Source organism: Streptococcus sp. VTCC 12905 (assembly GCF_049893385.1).
In the GTDB taxonomy this organism is placed as follows: domain Bacteria; phylum Bacillota; class Bacilli; order Lactobacillales; family Streptococcaceae; genus Streptococcus; species Streptococcus suis_AA.
The window spans coordinates 1-19862 of record NZ_JBMVJC010000012.1; the positions used below are offsets into that span (position 1 = coordinate 1).

Consider the following 19862-nt stretch of genomic DNA (forward strand, 5'->3'; position numbering starts at 1 on the left):
AACAATTCAAAAAAGACGTCATTATTGTCGCTGTTGGTTACTACCTGCGTTACAATCTAAGCTATCGTGAAGTTCAGAAATTGTTATATGATCGTGGAATAAATGTTTGTCATACTACGATTTATCGTTGGGTGCAAGAGTACAGCAAAGTTCTCTATTATATTTGGAAGAAGAAAAATAGACAATCCTTCTATTCATGTCATGGAAAATGGACGAAACCTATATCAAAATTAAGGGACGTTGGCATTATCTTTATCGTGCAATTGATGCGGACGGCTTAACCTTAGATATCTGGTTACGAAAGAAACGGGATACGCAAGCAGCCTATGCTTTCTTAAAACGACTCCATAAACAGTTTGGTGAGCCGAAAGCAATTGTGACCGATAAAGCACCTTCTCTTGGCTCCACCTTGAGAAAGTTACAGAGTGTGGGTTTATATACTAAGACAGAGCACCGAACTATGAAGTATCTTAACAATTTAATAGAACAAGACCATCGACCTATTAAACGACGGAATAAATTTTATCAAAGTCTCCGTACAGCCTCTTCCACGATTAAGGGCATGGAGACCCTTCGAGGAATATATAGAAAGAACCGAAGAAATGGAACGCTCTTCGGCTTTTCGGTGTCTACTGAAATCAAGGTATTAATGGGAATAACAGCCTAAGATATTTGGAGTTCAGAGGGGGCGCGTTTGATTTTCAAACTTCGCAACAGAACCATTTTATCCACTATGTTTTTAGTGACCATGGTTGGAGGACTTAATATTTACATCGGTGGTAAAGATTATATCGCCAACCAGAATCCAAATGATTTTTCGATTGATGTTGTCATGGAACCTACCCCTTCAAAAACACAAGTGGAGGAGTGGGCGGATGCTATCTTGGAAGAGGCGAAGATTCCTGTGGAAAGTAAGGTAGTCTATCCCTACCAACAAGCCTATTTTTCTGAAGTGACCCATCAGCAAGTAAGATTTTTTACAGTTGAAGATGCCGCTAGTATAGATTTCTCATACCTTGGTATTGGGTTTATCCTTGATCAAGCCAGCTATGAAAAAATGACTGGCCAACATCTGGGGTTTGTAGCTAATCAAGTGGCTATTTATAGCAAAGGAGTCCAGTTTCAAGCTGGTCAACCCCTGACCTCTGATGAAAAGGAGATGGAAGTTGCTCAAGTCTTATCTAAAAATGTAACCTTGGGACATCATCCAGACCAGGTGTCTTTCAATGTAAGCCAGTATTTGATCGTTGTGGTTCAAGATTTGACGATATTTGAAAATCAAGCTGAGAATCACTATTATATGGGCTTTGAAAGCAGTTTGTCAGAAGAAGAACAGGTAGATAGCTAAGAGACTTTCTTATCAGGTGTTTTTGAAAGTGAGCTTTGGGAGTCCAATATATTACCGGATGGAACGAACGCCATTAGTCTCGCCTATCGTGCCTACGCAACACGTAACTTCTTTATTTTTGCTGGTTCACTTTTCTTCATTGGGCTCTTGCTATCGCTCACCTTCCTTATGGTTGTTGTATTGGTCATCTATTTCAAACAGATTTCAGAAGGCTATGAAGATAGAGATCGCTTTATCATCATGACCAAGGTTGGTCTGGATGAGAATCAAGCCAGACAGTCCATCCGTAAGTAGTTGTTGATGGTATTTTTCCTTCCAATCTTGATGGCTATAGTTCATCTTGGTTTTGCCTATAAGATGTTATCCGCCATCCTTGTCTCAATGGTGTCGTAAATATGGAATTAATGTTACATGTAACGATAGGAATTTGTTTGGTCTATTTCTTGCTCTAACTGATGGTTTTTGTAATAATAACACGGACTTATAAACAAATTGTATCCTAAAAACTTGGGGTTTTCCCCAGTTTTTTTGATATTTCTAACATAACGTGGAACATTTTTAGAATTTTCTGTCAATTTAATATTTACATATGAAGAGGATAGTGATATTGTATGTAGCATAACAAAAAGTTCATTCTATAATTGTTTAGTGTCATCGTACTTGCGTTTTATAAAAAATGAAGACAGTAAGATAAATGCTAACAATTAAGGGATAGAAAAGGAGATGTGCTTATGAAAATTGAAGGATCAAGTATTGCCTTTATAGTGATTTGTACAGGTTTGGTATTTTTAATGACGCCAGCCCTTGCTTTCTTCTATGGTGGTCTCGAGAGGCGGAAAAATGTCATCTCAACGATGATGATGTCTGTTGTCTCGCTAGCCCTCGCAACGGTGGTGTGGTTCGCTGTTGGTTACTCTCTATCATTTTCAGGGGATGGAAATCTTACTGGTGATCTTGGACATGCGTTTTTCCAAGGCGTCAGTGACTCAGAGAGTACAAGGGGGTTGACGATTCCAGACTCACTTTTCGCAGTTTTTCAGATGATGTTTTCTATCATTACTGTTGGGATTTTAACAGGATCCGTAGCGGGACGGATGCGATTTAAACCTCTCTTAATCTTCATAGTTGGTTGGCTTCTTTTAGTTTACTATCCATTTGCCCATATGGTTTGGGATGAAGGGTTACTTGCTCAGTGGGGTACAATTGACTTTGCTGGTGGTGATGTTGTCCATATTACATCAGGGGTAAGTGGCTTGGTTTTGGCTTTGGTAGTTGGCAAGCGCAGGGACTTTAATCGCCTCGAATACCGTCCACATAATGTACCATTTGTCCTATTGGGGGCTGGCTTACTTTGGTTCGGTTGGTTTGGTTTTAATGCAGGTTCTGCCTTAGCAGCCGATGGTTTGGCTGTTCATGCCTTGGTAACGACACATTTGTCAGCTGCAGCGGCCATGTTCTCATGGATTTTGTTAGAATATTTAAAGAATGGAAAACCATCACTTGTCGGTGCTTCAACAGGATTAGTAGCTGGATTGGTTGCTATTACGCCCGGGGCTGGTTTTGTATCAACGTGGAGTGCAGTTATTATCGGATTATTGGTTAGTCCAGTTTGTTTCTATGCAATTGCTATTGTGAAACATAAACTTGGTTACGATGATGCCTTAGATGCTTTTGGCTGTCATGGTGTCGGTGGTATTTTTGGCGGTATCGTAACAGGACTGTTTACTACTCCTGAATTGGCTCTCGACCCTGACAATATTGGCTTGATTTATGGTAATCCACGCCTGTTCTTGGTAACCATCGCAGCGATTGTCTTTACAATTGTTTGGTCTGCAGGCATGACATTTGTTCTCATAAAGGGAATCTCATTCTTCATGCCACTCCGCGTTTCAGATAGAGAAGAAGTAGTTGGTTTGGATGATACAGAACATGGTGAGACAGCTTATCCAACATTTATGGGCTTAGATTCATAAGAGAGGTGTTTTTGATGAAAAAAATAGAAGCAATTATTCGTACAGAAAAATTAGAAGATCTTAAGGTTGCCATAACTAGTGCAGGAGTTGCTAAGGGAATGACGATTTCACAAGTTCTGGGTTTTGGAAATCAAAAAGGCTTTGCGGAATTTGTTCGTGGTCAAAAGGTGACTCCAACCATGCTTGCTAAGGTAAAAGCAGAGATTGTTGTTGAAGATGCCGCAGTCGAAGAAGTTGTTGATGTCATCACTACTGTAGTCCGAACAGGGGAAGTCGGTGATGGTAAAATATTTATTCAGCCAATCGATGATGTTGTTCGCATCCGGACAGGGGAACGTGGTCGTGATGCAATTTAGAACTTGGATTCACAGCTCAGCACTTTCATTTAAGTAAGCTTTTCAACACTAGTTCTTGTCAAAATACAGTTAGTGTTCTCTCAAAAACCAGTGTAGATCGCTTTCTTATCTAAAAGTTTGTCATTGGTGAATATTGGTTCTTAGAAATAGATATGATGAACTTGGGGCAACCCAAGTTTTTTTTTTTACAGGTTCTAAGATAAGTTGCTACCGCAACTTTCTATCTTCCCCCTTCATTAGTCTCTCAGCTTGTCTTTTCCCACCTTCAACAGTCTCCCAGATTGTTTGGACACAAACTGCGTTTGTTTTATTTCCTACCTTCAACAGTCTCTCCCCAGACTATTGAAGCAATCTATTACTGTGCTGAGATGTTAACGCAAACTTTTAAAAGTGATTTATTTTTGAATATTTTTCACTATATTGCTTTACATACTAGTTATCTTATATTATACTATAGATATAATACTAATAGGTAAAACAAACTAGTGGTAAAAGACAAAGAAAATCACTTTTGTTTTTATCAGACTAGTTGGTATTACAAACTAGATGGGAGGAAGTATGAATCTGGATAAGAAAAGTCGCGAAAATTGGAAACTAGCAGGCATCACGCTTGTGATGGCGATTATAACAGGCTGGGCCATGGATTCTATATTAATCTTAGGCATCATGTTAGCGTCAGGCTTGCTGTTTGGATTTTTTGCAGAGGATGAGGAGGGCTTATGAAAGAAACCCAGATGCTCAAGGGGGTCCTAGATGGCTGTGTATTACAAATTATCAGCCAGAAGGAGATTTATGGTTATGAATTGGTTCAGGAGTTGAGAAATCAGGGCTTTGAAAACATGGTCGGAGGGACGGTTTATCCACTCCTTCAAAAGTTAGAAAAAAATGACCTGATTCTTAGTCAGAATAAGCCCTCGCCAGATGGACCCGACAGGAAGTATTTCTATCTGACAGACCAGGGAAAGGCTTATCTAGAAGATTTTTGGAGCCAGTGGACGGAATTGGTTCAAAAGGTTCAGCGATTGAAAGGAGAATAAGATGAGCAAACAAATGGAATACCGCAAGCAGATTGAAGTGATTGAAAGCCAGTTGATCAAGGAAAACAAGGAATACATGGGTCGGATTAATGGCTACATGATGATTGCTTCTGTCTTTCACAGACAGGAAGAAGCAGTGACTGCCCAACTCTTGTCCATTTACCAAGATGTACTTGAAGCACAAAAAGACGGGCTTTCGGCTGAGGAATTCTTAGGAAAAGACAGCAAGCAGATGGCGGATGATTTGTTGAACTATTTGCCTCCGATTGGAGTCAAGGAAGTTGGTCGCCTGGCAGGGCTTGTCTGGCTGGTCTATGTCGGCAGTGGATTTCTCATGGAATTTGCAGGATCAGGCACAGTCCAATTTAATTGGTTAGCACTGGTGTGTGATAGTTTGCTGGCCTTTCTACTGCCGGCTGGCATCATACTCTTGTTACGGAATTTAATTTACCAAACTTCTAAGCTGAAAATTTGGGCGACCTATATTGGCTTTACACTGGTCTATGTAGCAATTTTGGCCGGTCGTTTCACCCTATTGCCGGATGGTACAGACATCTCTTTGACTGGTTGGACAAGCCTGATTCCAGTCCTCCTCATCGGTCTCGCTCTGCTATTCTTCCAAAAGGAAAAGCTAGTACGCTATGTCTTTCTGCCGACCTATCTTTTGATAGCATTGAGCGGAGTTGTACATATGACTATGACCGTCCCAATTTGGCTCAATCTGGTTTTGCTCATTCTTCCAGCCATGGCCTTTTGGATTGGAACTGCGGTTTTGTTGATGAAAAAGGAGAAGTAAGATGAACAAGTAACAGATAAAATTGAATGCTATTAGCAGCTTACAGGGGAAGTTGACCAAGGAAAACAAGGCATATATGCGCAAGCTCCCTGCTTACTTGATACTGGCGTCAGCCTTTCATGAGCAGGAGGAAAGAACGACCGAACTCTTGCTATCTATCAAGATGTCTTGGAGGCTCAAGCAGATGGTCAGTCAGCAGAGGAATTTTTAGGAAAAGATAGCAAGCAGCTGGCGGATGAACTCTTGTCTGACCTGTCGCCCATTCGTTGGTATTATGTTCTGCGATTGACAGGTTTCTTGGCCTTAATTTAAATTGGTTGGTCTTTCTCGGGAGAATTTGGGGATAAGGGTGACATGATTTTGGAATGGCGGAGCTTGCTGTGTGATTTTCTCCTGGCACTCATTCTACCCAGCTCTGCTTTTTTCATCATAAAGAACCTAGTCTATGAAGGGTCATCAATCAAGTACTATTTTCTGATGGGGCTTGGGGGCTTAGTTTTGTGGGGGCTAGTTGGACTACGTTTTTGGATTAGTCGTCAGTTTTATGAGGGCATTCCCCTGCCCTTGTGGGCTTCAATACTAATACTGTTAGGGCTTGCAGTTGGAATCTGGTACTACCGAAAGAGATCGCCGATTGTTTCTGTTTTTGTACCTGCCTATCTTCTAACTGTTCTGAGTGGTTTTAGTCAGATGACTGCGAGTCAGTTTGGCTATGGACCGCGGGATTGGACAGGTTGGTTGCCTCTTATCTTTATGGTTCTTGCTCTATTCTCAACGCTTGCAGGCACATTTTTCCTATTGAAAAAGGAGAATATGGGGTAGAAATACAATCAGGCAACTCTTTAGAGTAGTCTGATTTTTTGGTATAATGGTTGAAAGATAGAAGAACAAGGAGTTTCAAATGACATTCGAAGAGATTTTACCAGGCTTGAAGGCCAAGAAAAAGTACGTTCGTACAGGCTGGGGTGGAGCGGAGAACTACGTCCAGCTCTTTGACACCATTGAGGTCCACGGGCAAAAGCTGGAGGTGACGCCCTATTTCCTCATCAACGTAACGGGCGAGGGCGAAGGCTTCTCCATGTGGAGCCCGACTCCCTGCGATGTCCTTGCGACCGACTGGGTAGAAGTCCATGACTAAGACAGCCCTCATCACAGGAGTTTCCAGCGGTATTGGACTAGCTCAGGCAGGGATTTTCTTGGAAAATGGCTGGCGTGTGTACGGGATTGATCAGGCCAGCAAGCCTGATTTGGCAGGAGATTTCCACTTTCTACAGTTGGACCTGACAGGCGATTTAAGCCCAGTCTTTTCATGGTGCCAGACAGTCGACGTCCTCTGTAACACCGCAGGCATTCTAGATGAATACCGTCCCCATCTGGATATCGAGGAGGATGAATTAGCTCGCATCTTCGCGGTTAATTTTTTTGCGGTGACTAGACTGACTCGCCCCTATCTGCAGCAAATGGTGGACAGACAGTCTGGCATCATTATCAATATGTGCTCCATTGCCTCCAGTCTAGCAGGAGGAGGGGGCTCAGCCTATACTGCTTCCAAGCACGCTTTAGCAGGCTTTACCAAGCAGTTGGCTTTGGACTATGCCAAGGACAAGGTCCAGGTCTTTGGTATCGCTCCAGGTGCCGTCCAAACAGGCATGACCCAGAAGGACTTTGAGCCGGGTGGTCTGGCGGATTGGGTGGCAGATCAGACACCTATCGGACGCTGGTCCCAGCCCAGCGAAATCGCAGAGCTGACCTTTATGCTCGCCAGTGGCAAACTGTTTTCCATGCAAGGCCAAATTATCACCATTGACGGTGGCTGGAGTTTGAAGTAGGGAGGAAATTCGATGATTCTTGAAACCAATAGATTGATGCTCCGACCTTGGAGTGAAACAGATGCAACTGATTTATTTGTTCAAGCCAGTCATTCGGAAGTTGGTCCTGCAGCGGGTTGGCCTGTTCATCAGAGCGTGGAAGAAAGTCGAGAAATTATCAAGACAGTCCTTAGCCAACCCGAAACCTATGCCCTTGTTCACAAAGAAAAAGGACTGGTGATTGGCAGTATTGGACTGATGATTGGCAAGAAAGGTGGTCTTGAATTGGCTGATTCAGAGGCCGAGATTGGTTATTGGATTGGTCATTCATTTTGGGGAAAGGGATTGGTGCCAGAGGCTAGTCAAGTTTTACTGGATTACGGCTTTTCCCAATTGAATCTAGAGAAAATCTGGTGTCGTGCTTTTGTAGAAAATTGCAAATCATTACGTGTCCAAGAAAAACTGGGTTTTGTTTACCAATACCTCTTGGAAGATGTGCATTTCCCACTCATCGATGAAGTTCGTACCGAACGAGTGAGTTTATTGACGAGAGAGGAATGGTATTCTAGAAAGGAAAACCCATGACACCAACACAACTCTGGCAAGAATTTCTTGCAATCAATCCCCAAGCTGGTTCTGAGCCGGAGCCCTGGGCCTTTGGGGCGGAAGCTGATCGACTGGCCGATTTGGTGGCCAGGGGCATAAAAACTTCGACCAGCTCTGCCCATGCCCTCTATGGAGTAGAGGGAGAAGATGTCCCAACAGCTGGTGGCTATGACATCATTCTGGACGGACAAGGTAAGGCTGTGTGCATTATCCAGACCACCAAGGTCTATGTGACGCCCTTTTCCCAAGTGACGAAAGAACATGCCTATAAGGAGGGCGAGTTCCGTCAGGGAGGTGACTTGTCTGACATAAAAGCGAAAAGTCTGATCCACTGGCGACAGGTTCATGAAGACCTTTTTACTATCTGGCTGGCAGAAGCAGACCTGTCCTTCTCAGAAGATATGCTAGTCGTCTGTGAAGAATTTGAATTGGCTTACCCTAAATAGACAATTCTATTGGAAGCAATCAACCTGTAGTTTGTTTTCTAATACTAGAAATTGTTGAGAAACTGGCTTCATTCCAGTTTCTTTTTTTATTTACGAAAAATCCTTATAAAACTGCCATTTTCCAAAAAAATCAAAATTTGCTATAATAGTGTTATTACGAAGAAAAGAGAATTATTTATGAGCAATAACTATGCAATTATTCTAGCGGCAGGTAAGGGTACTCGCATGAAGTCTGATTTGCCAAAGGTCCTACATAAAGTGGCAGGAATTACCATGTTGGAGCATGTCAAACGTGCAGTTGATGCTATGGAACCTGTTAAAACAGTAACCATTGTCGGCCACAAAGCAGAATTGGTTCAAGCTGTTTTAGAAGGTCAATCAGAGTTTGCTCTTCAATCAGAACAGTTGGGAACAGGCCACGCCGTTATGATGGCTGAGCCAGCTCTTGCAGGTTTGGAAGGTCAGACCCTAGTTATTGCAGGCGATACACCGCTGATAACAGGAGAAAGCTTGAAGAGCCTCATTAATTTCCATGTTAGCCACAAAAATGTTGCAACCATATTGACAGCTCAGGCTGATAACCCATTCGGATATGGTCGGATTATTCGCAATGCTGATGGGGAAGTGCAAAAAATTGTTGAGCAAAAAGATGCCAATGATGTTGAAAAAAAAGTGAAAGAAATCAATACAGGGACCTACTTGTTTGATAATAAACGTCTTTTTGAAGCGCTTAAAGATATTAATACGGACAATGCCCAAGGTGAGTACTATCTGACAGATGTTATTTCGATTTTCCGTCAGGCAGGCGAGAAGGTTGGTGCTTATGTCTTGCGTGATTTTGACGAAAGTTTGGGTGTCAATGATCGCGTCGCTCTTGCTACAGCTGAGTCTGTTATGCGCAAACGAATCAATGAAAAACACATGGTCAATGGTGTGACCTTTATCAACCCAGATGCTACATATATTGATATTGATGTTGAGATTGGTGCAGAAGCTGTTATCGAAGCTAATGTTGTCTTGAAAGGTCAAACGGTGATTGGTGAACGTACTGTTTTAACCAATGGTACTCGTGTACGTGATGCGAAAATTGCAGCAGATGTCGTCATCAGCAACTCAGATATTGAAGAATCAGTTATTGAAGAAGGCGTAACGGTCGGACCATATGCCCATATTCGTCCTCAATCAATTCTATGTAAAGATGCACATGTAGGTAATTTTGTTGAAGTTAAGGCAACGACACTTGGCGAACATTCTAAGGTGGGTCATCTAACTTATCTTGGTAATGCAACGATTGGAAAAGGTGTCAATATTGGAGCAGGGACAATTACAGCAAATTATGACGGGCAACATAAATACCAGACAATAATCGGAGATGGTGTATTTGTAGGGTCAAACTCGACAATTGTGGCTCCAATTTCTGTAGGTGACCATGCTCTTTTAGCAGCTGGTTCAACCATTACAAAAAATATTCCCAAAGATGCAATTGGTATTGGTCGTGGTCGCCAAGAAAATAAAGAAGGTTATGCGACACGTTTCCCCTTCCATCCAAGTCAAAAATAGGTATATATATGAATTTTGAAGAAAAAACAGTTCAGCGGACAGAGATTTTTAAGGGACACATTTTTGATGTAGTAGTGGATGATGTCCAACTCCCAGATGGTACGATGAGCAAGCGTGAATTAATATTTCATAGGGGAGCAGTTTGTATTTTAGCTGTTACGCCAGAGGGAAAAATGATTTTGGTCAAACAGTATCGGAAAGCGATTGAACGTGCCATTTATGAGATTCCTGCAGGTAAGTTGGAATTAGGTGAAGAAGATACGCTGGAAGATGCTGCCTTGCGGGAATTAGAAGAAGAGACAGGTTATACCAGTGACAAACTGACATTGTTAGCAGATTTTTACTCAGCTATCGGTTTTTGCAATGAGCGAATTCGCTTGTATTTAGCTGACCATCTGGTCAAAGTTGAAAATCCACGTCCAATGGATGAAGATGAGGTCATCGAATTACATGAGGTAACCTTGGAAGAGGCTTTGAACTTGGTGGCTACTGGCGAGATTTGTGATGCAAAGACCATCATGGCTGTGCAATATTTACAACTCATGAGAAAGTAGGTTAAGGCATGAGGAAGCCCTTGTTAACGGATGATATTTTAGAGAAAGTGAAAAAGAATCAGTATTCAGGTCAATCGAATCAATTTGGACATTATCGTCCAAATCAAGATGTATCAATGGAAGACAATGTATTTGAGCCTTATCTAGACGAAGAGTATCAAGGGTATGAGGAAGGGCAAACAATCCGAATTCCAGTCAAACCTAGTGTGGTAAAAAGTCGTCGCATTGAAACCATCAAAAGAGAAGAATTCCGTAGTAAAGTGAATAAAATCCTCTTGTGGGTCATCATCTTGCTGATTATCTTTATCATTGCAGTATTATTTATTTAGGAGAAGAGATGAAATTTGGAATTATCGCAGCCATGCCACAAGAATTAAAGATTCTTGTAGAGCATCTACAAGATGGAACAGAAACCATCGTTTTGGGTCGAACCTACTATCAGGGACAAATCGGTCAACATGATGTAGTTCTCGTCCAATCAGGTATTGGAAAGGTAATGTCAGCCATGGCTGTTGCTATTTTGGCAGACCATTTTGCAGTTGATGTCATTGTTAATACAGGCTCAGCCGGTGCTGTTGCTGACGGTATAGCTATTGGTGATGTGGTTGTAGCAAATCAATTGGCATACCACGATGTCGATGTGACAGCTTTTGGCTATGCTTACGGACAAATGGCAGGGCAGGAATTGTATTATCCAGCAGATCAAGCCTTGTTAGAACAGCTCAGAACCGTTTTAGCAGAGCAGGAAATCATTAACCATGTGGGTCTGATTGTGACGGGCGATAGTTTTATCGCAGGTCAGGATAGAATTACTACGATCAAAACTCATTTCCCAGAAGTCCTTGCTGTAGAGATGGAAGGAGCAGCTATCGCACAAGCAGCTGTCAATACAGGTAAGCCATTCTTGGTTATCCGTGCCATGAGTGATACAGCTCAGGGAGATGCCAATATCACCTTTGATGAATTTATCATTCAAGCAGGAGAACGTTCTGCCCAGATTCTGATTGCCTTTCTGGAGAAATATTAAGCAGAATTTGACAACAATACATTGAAGAGGATGACAGTAGCAAAGAGTTGTTACTGTTTTTCTTATGTAATAATTTGAGCCTAGTGTTGTAAGGTTTCAGCTGTCTGTCCCCATACAGTTGTGGATATGTAAGATTGAAAAATGTATGATAATCCTTTACAATTTTGTTTAAGAAAAATAATTTAGGAGGTTGTTATGGTTCAGCGATTATTGCTTGCAAATGATTTGCCTGGTGTTGGCAAGGTTGCCCTAGCCACTAGCATCCCAATTGCAGCAGTTTGTCAGGTAGAAACAATGCTTTTACCTACAGTTCTTTTATCCTCACACACAGGCGGTTTCCCAGATGTTGTCATTGAAGATATGACTGACTTGAATCGTGCCTATTTTAGACAGTGGAAGAACTTGAATTTGGAGTTGGCAGGCATCTTGTCTGGCTACTGTAGAAATCCTCAGCAACTAAGTCAATTGGCAATGTACGCCAAGCAAACAGAGACACCATTGATTGTAGATCCGATTATGGGTGACAGTGGAAGACTGTATACAGGTTTTACGTCATCCTATGTAGAGGCCATGAAAGAATTAACTCAGTCGGCCAAGCTCATTCTTCCGAATTTGACAGAGGCTGCCTTGTTAACTGGTCGGGAATATGTTGGAGAACACTATGATTTTTCGGTGATTGAAGACTTATTGGAGGCCTTGGCAAAGCAGGTGTCTGCAGATATTGTACTGACAGGAATTTCCTTTGATGATAGCCAAATAGGTGTAGCCTATTATCAGCAGGAAACAGGGAAAATTACTACCTATTTGTCTAAAAAATATCCAGCAAATTTCTTTGGAACAGGTGATATTCTATCTACCTTGTTAGCAGTAGCAACCATTGAACAAATCAATCTTCATCAAGCTATCCCTCTTGCTTTAGAATTTATTGACAAAAGCTTAAGACAAACCCTCTCATTGAATCGAGACCTAAAGTTAGGGATTTATTTTGAGCCATTTTTAGCAGAGTTACAAGAAACATTTCAAACATTAAAGGAGAAATTATGAAACAGAATCAATTACGTCAATTAACCGAAGTTAGTTTATATGCAGCCCTTATTTGTGTGGTTGTCTTCTTTATTCGCATTCCATTTGGGAGTCAATTTGTTCACTTAGGCAATGCTTTAGTAGTGGTAGGAGTTTTACTATTTGGAGCTAAAAAAGGAGCTGTGGCAGCGTCACTTGGTCTAGGCATCTTTGATTTACTATCTGGTTATGCTTCAGTCGCTTGGATTACCATTTTAGAATCGCTTATCGTCTGCTTTATTTTGCATTTATTTTATGAGAAATTCCTCAAGAAAAATGACCGCTTAACCAATATTATTTTAGTTGGAATTGTTGCGGCAATTACAAAAATTATCTTGAACCTATTGAAGTATACATTAACGGGAAGTTTTGTCGGAGGGTTAACCTTCTCAGCTTCCTTCCTCGCAGCTTTGGGTAGAATCTTAGGAACCTATGGCACTGCAATTACAACCATCATTGCTGTACCAATCCTCTATCAAGTATTCAAAGGTTTATATAATGGAAAACAAGGAAAGCAATCGTAATAAAAAAAGAAAACTTGAGGAAATTCTCAAGTTTTCTTTTTTTATTAGTCTGACTAGTTAGTGTAGTCTTTAATGATCTCAATTGACTCAATCTTAACATCTGTTTTTGGTTTATCATTGTCATCCGTCTCAACAGAAGCAATCTTGTCGACGACATCCATTCCATCAATCACTTGACCAAATACAGTATGTTTGCCATCTAAGTTTGGATTTCCGCCGTTTTTATAGGCGTCAACAATCTTACCAGGATAGCTGGAACTAGAAAGTTGGCTTGACATGTCTGTGGTATTTTGGTTGATAAAGAATTGGCTACCATTTGTACCGGTACCAGCATTGGCCATCGAAAGCGAGCCACGAATATTGTAAAGGAAGGCTGAAAACTCATCTTTGAAACCATTTCCAGCATCGATGGTCGTATCTTTTCCTGCCCAGATAGATTCACCACCAGTACCATTTCCAAGTGGATCTCCGCCTTGAATCATAAAGTCTTTAATGACGCGATGGAAGATGGTGCCATTGTAGTATCCTTCCTTTGCATGGGTTAAGAAATTTTCAACGGTCAAAGGTGCCTGCTCAGGGAAGAGTTTGATAGTAATATCCCCTTCAGTTGTCTTGATTTTAACGGCAGCCTCATTTTCAGCTATATCAGTTGACAGTTGTGGAAAGGAAGCAGATGGATTGTTGATCGCATAAGCCAAATCCTTTGCATATTGACTTGATGCTGTCGTATCCGTAGTTGTAGATGCTACAGATGTTGAACTTGTGGAGCTGGAGGAATCTGAAGTTGATGAGCTATTTCCGCAGGCAGTTAGAAATAAACTGGATGCAAGTAAAAACAGTATTGCTTTCTTCATAGAAAATACCTTTCTGGTTCTTATAAATTATGCACATTCTACCATGTTTTCCCATTTTTTTCAATTTTTCTCCTAGATGAGATCAATCATTTCTAACTGAACTAAATATGATATACTATTGTTATAAATGCAACAGGAGGTTACCATATGTTTGGAAATTTATTTGGTCCACAGGGAGAGATTATGTGGGAAATGGCTTTTTTTTTATGTCGTTTTTATTTTCATAATTGGGCTAATTTTTTTTCAAATCCTTCGAAATTTTTTGGAGTGGCATCGTAATAACTAATCACCGATTGAGACCTGTCAAGCCTTACTGGTCATAAAGCGAACGGATGTCTTTGGAAATGAAACAGCCCGGACCAATTATTATCTGACATTTGAATGGAATGGTCAAAGAAGGGAGTTTCATGTCAAGGATCATGAATACGGATTGTTAACGGAAGGTGATAAAGGAACATTGATCTTTCAAGGAACTCGCATGCTTTCTTTTGAAAGCAAAACCTAGTCACTAATCTAGGTTTTTCCTGTGGTATAGTGTATAATGATGTTACTATTTAGAGATAATAATGTGAGGTAATTATGTCTGTTGAACAACGTATCGCAGAAATGTATAATGACTATGAGGTCAAACCCTATATTTCCCCAGAACGTGATCTTGCGACCTGGCTATTAGAAGCTAAACCGGTGCCAAAGCGTAATATGGTTCGTCTAGAAGAAGGTCTGTTACCAGGGGATATCATTTTATTATGGCGCATTAACTTTGGAACGTTTGAAACAACCACCCCCTATCCAAAGTATTTTGAGTATATCTATGGTATCAATGGTCCAGAACATATGGAACAATTAATCACAGATGGATATGCTTATGTTGAGTCTGCCTTTGATTCATTGGATCACATCACTTCAACTGCTAAGAAAAATATACTCAAAGCAGAAGGATTTAGTGGTTTATCCAAGTTAAAAGTTGCTGACCTTGATGCAGCACTTAAGGAGTATTTGACTGAAGAAAAACTGGCACCATATTTTTCAGTTCGCGGCTACGCCTTGACGGAAAAGGGAAAAGCAGCACTAGACAATCACCCCGAAGTAATCGACAAACATCCGAAGAAAAAAATGTGATCAGCAAGGCTGGCCCTTTTTTCTTCTTGACAGAAAACGCTATCAGTGGTATTCTGTTATATACTATTGAAACGTTTCATTTTTTTGTAACTAGGAAGGATGAGTCATGAAGCCAACTAAATCAATTACTATGAAAGATGTCGCCAAATTAGCAGGAGTCAGTGTTGGAACAGTGTCTCGAGTCATCAATCAAGAGCAAGGAATAAAAGAGATAACGTTGAAGAAAGTTCAACAAGCGATAGATGAATTAGGCTACATACCAGATGTTTATGCTCGAGGGATGAAAAAAAATAAGACAGAAACGATTGCCTTAATTGTTCCCAGTGTTTGGCATCCATTTTTTGGAGAATTTGCTTTTCATGTTGAAGTTGAATTGAGTAAGAAAGGCTATAAGCTATTGTTGTGCAATATTTCTGGTCCAAAAAGAGAGTTAGATTATATTACGATGCTTCAGCAAAACAAAGTAGACGGTATTATCGCCATCACCTATAGTCCGATTGAAGATTATTTATCATCAAATATTCCCTTTGTTAGTATTGACCGTACGTATGAAGATAAGGCAATTGCATGTGTAAGTTCCGATAATCAAAAGGGAGCTGAACTTGCTGCTCAAGTACTCATTTCAAAAGGAGGGACACATTTTGGTTTCATTGGTGGTCATAATAAAACAATCAATGAAACCAAGAAACGGCGATTATTTTTTGAGAAAACAATTTTAGAGGCTGGTTTTCCCTGTGAGGTTTTAGATTTAGAGGAACCCTATGATAATTTTTTAGAGGAAGTTGAGGTTTTTTTACGCCAACACCCTGAAATAGATGCTTTATTCACGATAAATGACTTCACAGCGATTGACGCTATCTCAATATTAGAAAAACTTGGGAAAAAGGTTCCTGAAGATGTACAGGTCGTAGGATATGATGGTATTCGTCAAGCCGAAGAGCGTACGCAGTATCTATCGACGATTCGTCAACCTATTGAAGAAATGGCAACAGAAGCTGTTCAATGTCTGTTAGATATTTTAGATAAAAAAGATCGTCCACTCCAAATAACCTTACCAATTTCGTACCTGGAAGGAAAAACGACAAAAAATTAAAAATAGGGGTTGACAGAAAACGGTTACAATGATAACATAAAATCATCAAGTTAGTTGATTTTATGTTATCAAAAAATGAAACGTTTCAAAACAATTGTAATAGAGAGGAGATGGACATCCTCTTTATAAAATCATAATTTTTTGAAACGTTTCAAAAGGAGTTTATATGAAAACATCGAAACTTCAGCAAACGTCAGTTTGGGAAAGAATAAAGCAACAAAAAATTCTCTTACTCATGTTGCTACCAGGTTTGGCCTTGACCTTCATTTTTCGATACATTCCCATGTATGGAGTTCTGATTGCTTTTAAAGATTACAACCCTCTAAGAGGTCTGCTAGGCAGTGAGTGGATTGGTTTTACTGAATTCACAAAATTCCTCTCTTCACCAAATTTCGGTACTTTGCTGGCCAACACCTTGAAGTTGAGTATCTATGGTTTACTTTTAGGATTTTTGCCACCGATTATTTTGGCTATCATGCTGAATCAACTATTGAGTGACAAGGCTAAAAAACGGATTCAGTTGGTGCTTTACGCTCCAAACTTTATCTCAGTCGTGGTTATCGTCGGTATGATTTTCCTATTCTTCTCAGTTGGTGGCCCTGTTAACTCAATCCTCGGTAAGTTCGGCCTTGAAACAAATTTCCTGACCGATCCTGATTTCTTCAGACCACTCTATATCTTAAGTGGTATTTGGCAAGGTATGGGTTGGGCATCTACTCTTTATACGGCAACTCTTGTAAATGTGGATCCGGCCTTGATAGAAGCAGCAAAATTAGATGGAGCAAATATCCTCCAACGTATCTGGCACATAGATTTGCCAGCTCTTAAACCGATGATGGTTATCCAGTTTATACTTGCTGCCGGTGGGATTATGAATGTTGGGTATGAAAAAGCGTTCTTGATGCAAACCTCATTGAACTTGACAAGTTCAGAAATCATTTCAACTTATGTATATAAGATAGGTTTGATTTCAGGCGATTACTCTTATTCAACAGCTGTAGGTTTGTTTAATGCATTGATTAATATCATCTTGCTCATAGCTGTGAATAAATTTGTCCAACGAATTAATGATGGACAAGGGTTATAGGAGGTTTGTATGAATACACAATTGTATACAGAATTTGATAAGTGGATGCTTGTCGTAAATAAAATAATCATTGCCTTCCTAGTATTGATAACTGTTGTTCCTATGGTCTACATTTTAGTTGCATCATTTATGGATCCTCAGGCTTTAATCAGTAAGGGTATTAGTTTTGATCCAAAGGATTGGACAATTGAAGGTTATCAGAGAGTTTTTTCAGATAAATCAATTATTCGTGGTTTTTTGAATTCCCTCTTCTACTCATTTTCATTTGCCTTCATTACTGTGGCAATATCCGTATTGACTGCCTATCCATTATCTAAGAAAGATTTAGTTGGTAAAAAATGGATTAATGCCTTTCTAGTCTTTACCATGTTTTTCGGTGGTGGTTTGGTACCGACATATCTCTTGGTAAAAGATTTGGGAATGTTGAACACAGTCTGGGCGATTATTATCCCTAATGCAGTCAATGTTTGGAATATCATCTTGGCACGGACCTATTTCCAAACCTTACTAGACGAATTAGTTGAAGCAGCAGTCATGGACGGTGCTAATGAATTTCAAATTTTCTTAAAAATAATGTTGCCGTTGGCTAAGCCTATCATGTTTGTACTTTTCCTCTATGCCTTTGTTGGTCAGTGGAATTCATACTTTGATGCTATGATCTACATAAAAGATCCGAACTTGGAACCACTCCAATTAGTTCTACGTAAAATCCTCATTCAAAGTGAGCCTGCTAAGGACATGATTGGAGCGCAAGCGGCCATGAATGAAATGAAGCGTATTGCTGAAATGATCAAGTATGCAACAATTATTATTTCAAGTTTACCATTGATTGTTATGTATCCATTCTTCCAGAAATACTTTGATAAAGGTATTATGGCAGGTTCATTAAAAGGTTAACAAATCATCTTTCAGCTTCACTTTTCTAAAACCGAATGGGGAGCTTAAAAGACCATCTATACTATCTAAACACAAATAGGAGGTTGTTTCAGATGAAACACAAAATTGGAAAAACGGTTGTCACTCTTCTAGCAAGTACAGTTCTTTTAGCTGCATGTGGTTCAAAAAATGTTGCTTCAAGCCCGGATTATGAATTGAAAGATGTTCAATTCCCGCTTGAAAAATCAGTTACGCTTAAGTTCATGACAGCTAGTTCACCTCTAGCTCCAGCTGATCCTAATGATAAGTTGATTTTCCAACGTCTTGAGAAAGAAACGGGCGTTCATATTGACTGGACAAACTATCAATCAGACTTTGCTGAAAAACGGAATCTTGACATTGCATCAGGAGCCCTACCAGATGCTATTCATAATGACGGTGCATCTGATGTCGAATTGATGAACTGGGCTAAACAAGGGGTTATCGTACCAGTTGAAGATTTGATTGATGAGTACATGCCAAACCTCAAGAAAATTTTGGATGAAAATCCAGAGTACCGTTCCATGATTACAGCACCAGACGGTCATATCTACTCATTCCCATGGATTGAAGAATTGGGCGAAGGTAAGGAATCAATCCACACTGTTAGCGATATTGCTTGGATTAACAAGGAATGGTTGGACAAGCTTGGTCTTGACATGCCAGAAACAACAGATGACTTGATCAAGGTCTTGGAAGCCTTCAAGACAAAAGATCCAAACGGCAACGGTAAGGCAGATGAAATCCCAATGTCCTTTGTCAACGGTAACGGCGGCGAAGACTTCAAGATTCTCTTTGGTGCCTTCGGTGTCGGTGACAACGATGACCATATCGTCGTAAACAATGACGGTACGGTTGACTTTACAGCGGACAATGAGGATTACAAAGAAGGTGTTGAGTTCATGCGTACCCTTCAGGAAAAAGGTCTTATTGACCCAGAAGCCTTTGAGCAAGACTGGAATACCTACTTGTCAAAAGGAAGTGAAAACCTCTATGGTGTGTACTTCACATGGGACAAGGCCAACATCACTGGTATGAATGAGACCTATGACATCTTGCCAGTATTGGCAGGACCAGATGGCACCAAGCACATTACACGTACCAACGGTATAGGCTTCCAGCGTGACCGCATGGTCATCACATCTGCCAACAAAAACTTGGAATTGACCGCTAAATGGATCGATGCCCAGTATACACCACTTCAGTCTGTCCAAAACAACTGGGGAACTTACGGTGATGAGAAACAGCAAAACATCTTTGAGTTTGACAAGGCCAGCAATATGCTCAAACACTTGCCGCTCAACGGTACTGCACCAGCCGAACTCCGTGAGAAGACAGCGGTTGGTGGACCATTGGCCATCCTTGATGAGTACTACGGTACAGTCACTACCATGCCAGACGATGCGAAATGGCGTTTGGACTTGATGCACGCAACCTATCTTGACTATGTGACCAACGACAATATCTACCCTCGTGTCTTCATGGAGGAAGAAGATTTGGATAAGATTGCACAAGTGGAGGCAGATATGAATGATTTCATCTACCGCAAACGTGCAGAATGGATTGTAAATGGTGGTATTGAAGAAGAATGGGATAGCTACTTGGCCGAACTTAACAATTATGGATTAGAAGAATTGTTAGAAATTAAACAAAAATACTATGACCAATATAAAGCAAATCAGTAATTAAAAAGGGGG

27 protein-coding genes and 1 pseudogene are annotated in these 19862 nt (G+C 40.5%); 27 read left to right on the forward strand and 1 reads right to left on the reverse strand.

The window, feature by feature from the left end:
- The 20 genes and pseudogenes from ACPC58_RS05560 to ACPC58_RS05655 form a co-directional block, all read left to right on the forward strand.
- Positions 1 to 667 (forward strand): annotated as a pseudogene (locus ACPC58_RS05560) (IS6 family transposase); the annotation flags it as partial.
- 27 nt (positions 668 to 694) lie between these two features.
- A complete protein-coding gene (locus ACPC58_RS05565) occupies positions 695 to 1348 on the forward strand; it encodes a hypothetical protein (RefSeq protein WP_434065486.1) in 654 nt (217 codons plus the stop codon).
- A gap of 168 nt (positions 1349 to 1516) precedes the next feature.
- Positions 1517 to 1642 (forward strand): hypothetical protein, encoded by a 126-nt coding sequence (locus ACPC58_RS05570; RefSeq protein WP_434065487.1) that lies wholly within the window; start codon positions 1517 to 1519, stop codon positions 1640 to 1642.
- Positions 1643 to 2085: 443 nt separating this feature from the next.
- Positions 2086 to 3321: an ammonium transporter gene (locus tag ACPC58_RS05575; protein ID WP_434065518.1), complete on the forward strand. Its 1236-nt coding sequence runs from the start codon at positions 2086 to 2088 to the stop codon at positions 3319 to 3321.
- Between the two features lie 14 nt (positions 3322 to 3335).
- Positions 3336 to 3677 (forward strand): P-II family nitrogen regulator, encoded by a 342-nt coding sequence (locus ACPC58_RS05580; protein ID WP_024391727.1) that lies wholly within the window; start codon positions 3336 to 3338, stop codon positions 3675 to 3677.
- A gap of 546 nt (positions 3678 to 4223) precedes the next feature.
- Positions 4224 to 4400: a hypothetical protein gene (locus tag ACPC58_RS05585; protein WP_434065488.1), complete on the forward strand. Its 177-nt coding sequence runs from the start codon at positions 4224 to 4226 to the stop codon at positions 4398 to 4400.
- Positions 4397 to 4714, forward strand: a complete 318-nt coding sequence (locus ACPC58_RS05590; protein ID WP_002936711.1) for a PadR family transcriptional regulator — start codon at positions 4397 to 4399, stop codon at positions 4712 to 4714. Before ACPC58_RS05585 ends, ACPC58_RS05590 begins: the two co-directional genes overlap by 4 nt.
- Position 4715: 1 nt before the next feature.
- Positions 4716 to 5510 (forward strand): hypothetical protein, encoded by a 795-nt coding sequence (locus ACPC58_RS05595; RefSeq protein ID WP_289648370.1) that lies wholly within the window; start codon positions 4716 to 4718, stop codon positions 5508 to 5510.
- 168 nt (positions 5511 to 5678) lie between these two features.
- A complete protein-coding gene (locus tag ACPC58_RS05600) occupies positions 5679 to 5822 on the forward strand; it encodes a hypothetical protein (protein ID WP_277837657.1) in 144 nt (47 codons plus the stop codon).
- Positions 5823 to 5864: 42 nt separating this feature from the next.
- Positions 5865 to 6332 carry a hypothetical protein gene (locus tag ACPC58_RS05605; protein WP_434065489.1) on the forward strand — a complete coding sequence of 156 codons (468 nt, stop codon included), beginning with the start codon at positions 5865 to 5867 and terminating at the stop codon, positions 6330 to 6332.
- A gap of 79 nt (positions 6333 to 6411) precedes the next feature.
- The gene (locus ACPC58_RS05610) at positions 6412 to 6648 is read left to right on the forward strand and encodes a DUF2829 domain-containing protein (protein WP_434065490.1); all 237 of its coding nucleotides are present in this window, start codon (positions 6412 to 6414) and stop codon (positions 6646 to 6648) included.
- On the forward strand, positions 6641 to 7339 hold the full coding sequence (locus ACPC58_RS05615; protein ID WP_434065491.1) for a 3-oxoacyl-ACP reductase: 699 nt from the start codon (positions 6641 to 6643) through the stop codon (positions 7337 to 7339). Before ACPC58_RS05610 ends, ACPC58_RS05615 begins: the two co-directional genes overlap by 8 nt.
- Before the next feature lie 12 nt (positions 7340 to 7351).
- On the forward strand, positions 7352 to 7903 hold the full coding sequence (locus ACPC58_RS05620; RefSeq protein WP_434065492.1) for a GNAT family N-acetyltransferase: 552 nt from the start codon (positions 7352 to 7354) through the stop codon (positions 7901 to 7903).
- A complete protein-coding gene (locus tag ACPC58_RS05625; protein ID WP_434065493.1) occupies positions 7900 to 8370 on the forward strand; it encodes an ASCH domain-containing protein in 471 nt (156 codons plus the stop codon). The genes ACPC58_RS05620 and ACPC58_RS05625 overlap by 4 nt, the downstream gene beginning before the upstream one ends.
- A 177-nt stretch (positions 8371 to 8547) precedes the next feature.
- A complete protein-coding gene (gene glmU / locus ACPC58_RS05630; protein ID WP_434065494.1) occupies positions 8548 to 9930 on the forward strand; it encodes a bifunctional UDP-N-acetylglucosamine diphosphorylase/glucosamine-1-phosphate N-acetyltransferase GlmU in 1383 nt (460 codons plus the stop codon).
- Positions 9931 to 9938: 8 nt separating this feature from the next.
- Positions 9939 to 10484: an NUDIX hydrolase gene (locus tag ACPC58_RS05635; protein ID WP_434065495.1), complete on the forward strand. Its 546-nt coding sequence runs from the start codon at positions 9939 to 9941 to the stop codon at positions 10482 to 10484.
- An 8-nt stretch (positions 10485 to 10492) separates the two neighbouring features.
- Positions 10493 to 10813, forward strand: coding sequence for a cell wall synthase accessory phosphoprotein MacP (gene macP / locus ACPC58_RS05640; RefSeq protein ID WP_434065496.1), 321 nt, complete (start codon positions 10493 to 10495; stop codon positions 10811 to 10813).
- 8 nt (positions 10814 to 10821) lie between these two features.
- On the forward strand, positions 10822 to 11511 hold the full coding sequence (locus ACPC58_RS05645) for a 5'-methylthioadenosine/adenosylhomocysteine nucleosidase (RefSeq protein ID WP_434065497.1): 690 nt from the start codon (positions 10822 to 10824) through the stop codon (positions 11509 to 11511).
- Positions 11512 to 11706: 195 nt separating this feature from the next.
- Positions 11707 to 12555 (forward strand): pyridoxamine kinase, encoded by an 849-nt coding sequence (locus ACPC58_RS05650; protein ID WP_434065498.1) that lies wholly within the window; start codon positions 11707 to 11709, stop codon positions 12553 to 12555.
- Positions 12552 to 13097 (forward strand): ECF transporter S component, encoded by a 546-nt coding sequence (locus ACPC58_RS05655; protein WP_171989141.1) that lies wholly within the window; start codon positions 12552 to 12554, stop codon positions 13095 to 13097. Before ACPC58_RS05650 ends, ACPC58_RS05655 begins: the two co-directional genes overlap by 4 nt.
- Positions 13098 to 13150: 53 nt before the next feature.
- On the opposite strand, the gene ACPC58_RS05660 is transcribed toward ACPC58_RS05655, so the two are convergent.
- Positions 13151 to 13951 (reverse strand): peptidylprolyl isomerase, encoded by an 801-nt coding sequence (locus ACPC58_RS05660; RefSeq protein WP_217374097.1) that lies wholly within the window; start codon positions 13949 to 13951, stop codon positions 13151 to 13153.
- Between the two features lie 147 nt (positions 13952 to 14098).
- On the opposite strand from ACPC58_RS05660, the gene ACPC58_RS05665 reads away from it, so the two are divergent.
- From ACPC58_RS05665 to ACPC58_RS05695, 7 genes are all read left to right on the forward strand, one after another.
- On the forward strand, positions 14099 to 14230 hold the full coding sequence (locus tag ACPC58_RS05665) for a hypothetical protein (RefSeq protein WP_434065499.1): 132 nt from the start codon (positions 14099 to 14101) through the stop codon (positions 14228 to 14230).
- Between the two features lie 40 nt (positions 14231 to 14270).
- The gene (locus ACPC58_RS05670; protein ID WP_434065519.1) at positions 14271 to 14456 is read left to right on the forward strand and encodes a DUF2500 domain-containing protein; all 186 of its coding nucleotides are present in this window, start codon (positions 14271 to 14273) and stop codon (positions 14454 to 14456) included.
- 74 nt (positions 14457 to 14530) lie between these two features.
- Complete coding sequence (locus ACPC58_RS05675) at positions 14531 to 15070, forward strand: hypothetical protein (protein ID WP_434065500.1); 540 nt, start codon at positions 14531 to 14533, stop codon at positions 15068 to 15070.
- A gap of 106 nt (positions 15071 to 15176) precedes the next feature.
- Positions 15177 to 16163, forward strand: coding sequence for a LacI family DNA-binding transcriptional regulator (locus tag ACPC58_RS05680; protein ID WP_217374095.1), 987 nt, complete (start codon positions 15177 to 15179; stop codon positions 16161 to 16163).
- A 166-nt stretch (positions 16164 to 16329) separates the two neighbouring features.
- On the forward strand, positions 16330 to 17250 hold the full coding sequence (locus ACPC58_RS05685) for an ABC transporter permease (RefSeq protein WP_434065501.1): 921 nt from the start codon (positions 16330 to 16332) through the stop codon (positions 17248 to 17250).
- Positions 17251 to 17259: 9 nt separating this feature from the next.
- Positions 17260 to 18147, forward strand: coding sequence for a carbohydrate ABC transporter permease (locus tag ACPC58_RS05690; protein WP_434065502.1), 888 nt, complete (start codon positions 17260 to 17262; stop codon positions 18145 to 18147).
- Positions 18148 to 18239: 92 nt separating this feature from the next.
- Positions 18240 to 19850, forward strand: coding sequence for an ABC transporter substrate-binding protein (locus ACPC58_RS05695; protein ID WP_434065503.1), 1611 nt, complete (start codon positions 18240 to 18242; stop codon positions 19848 to 19850).
- The last annotated feature ends 12 nt before the right edge of the window (positions 19851 to 19862 follow it).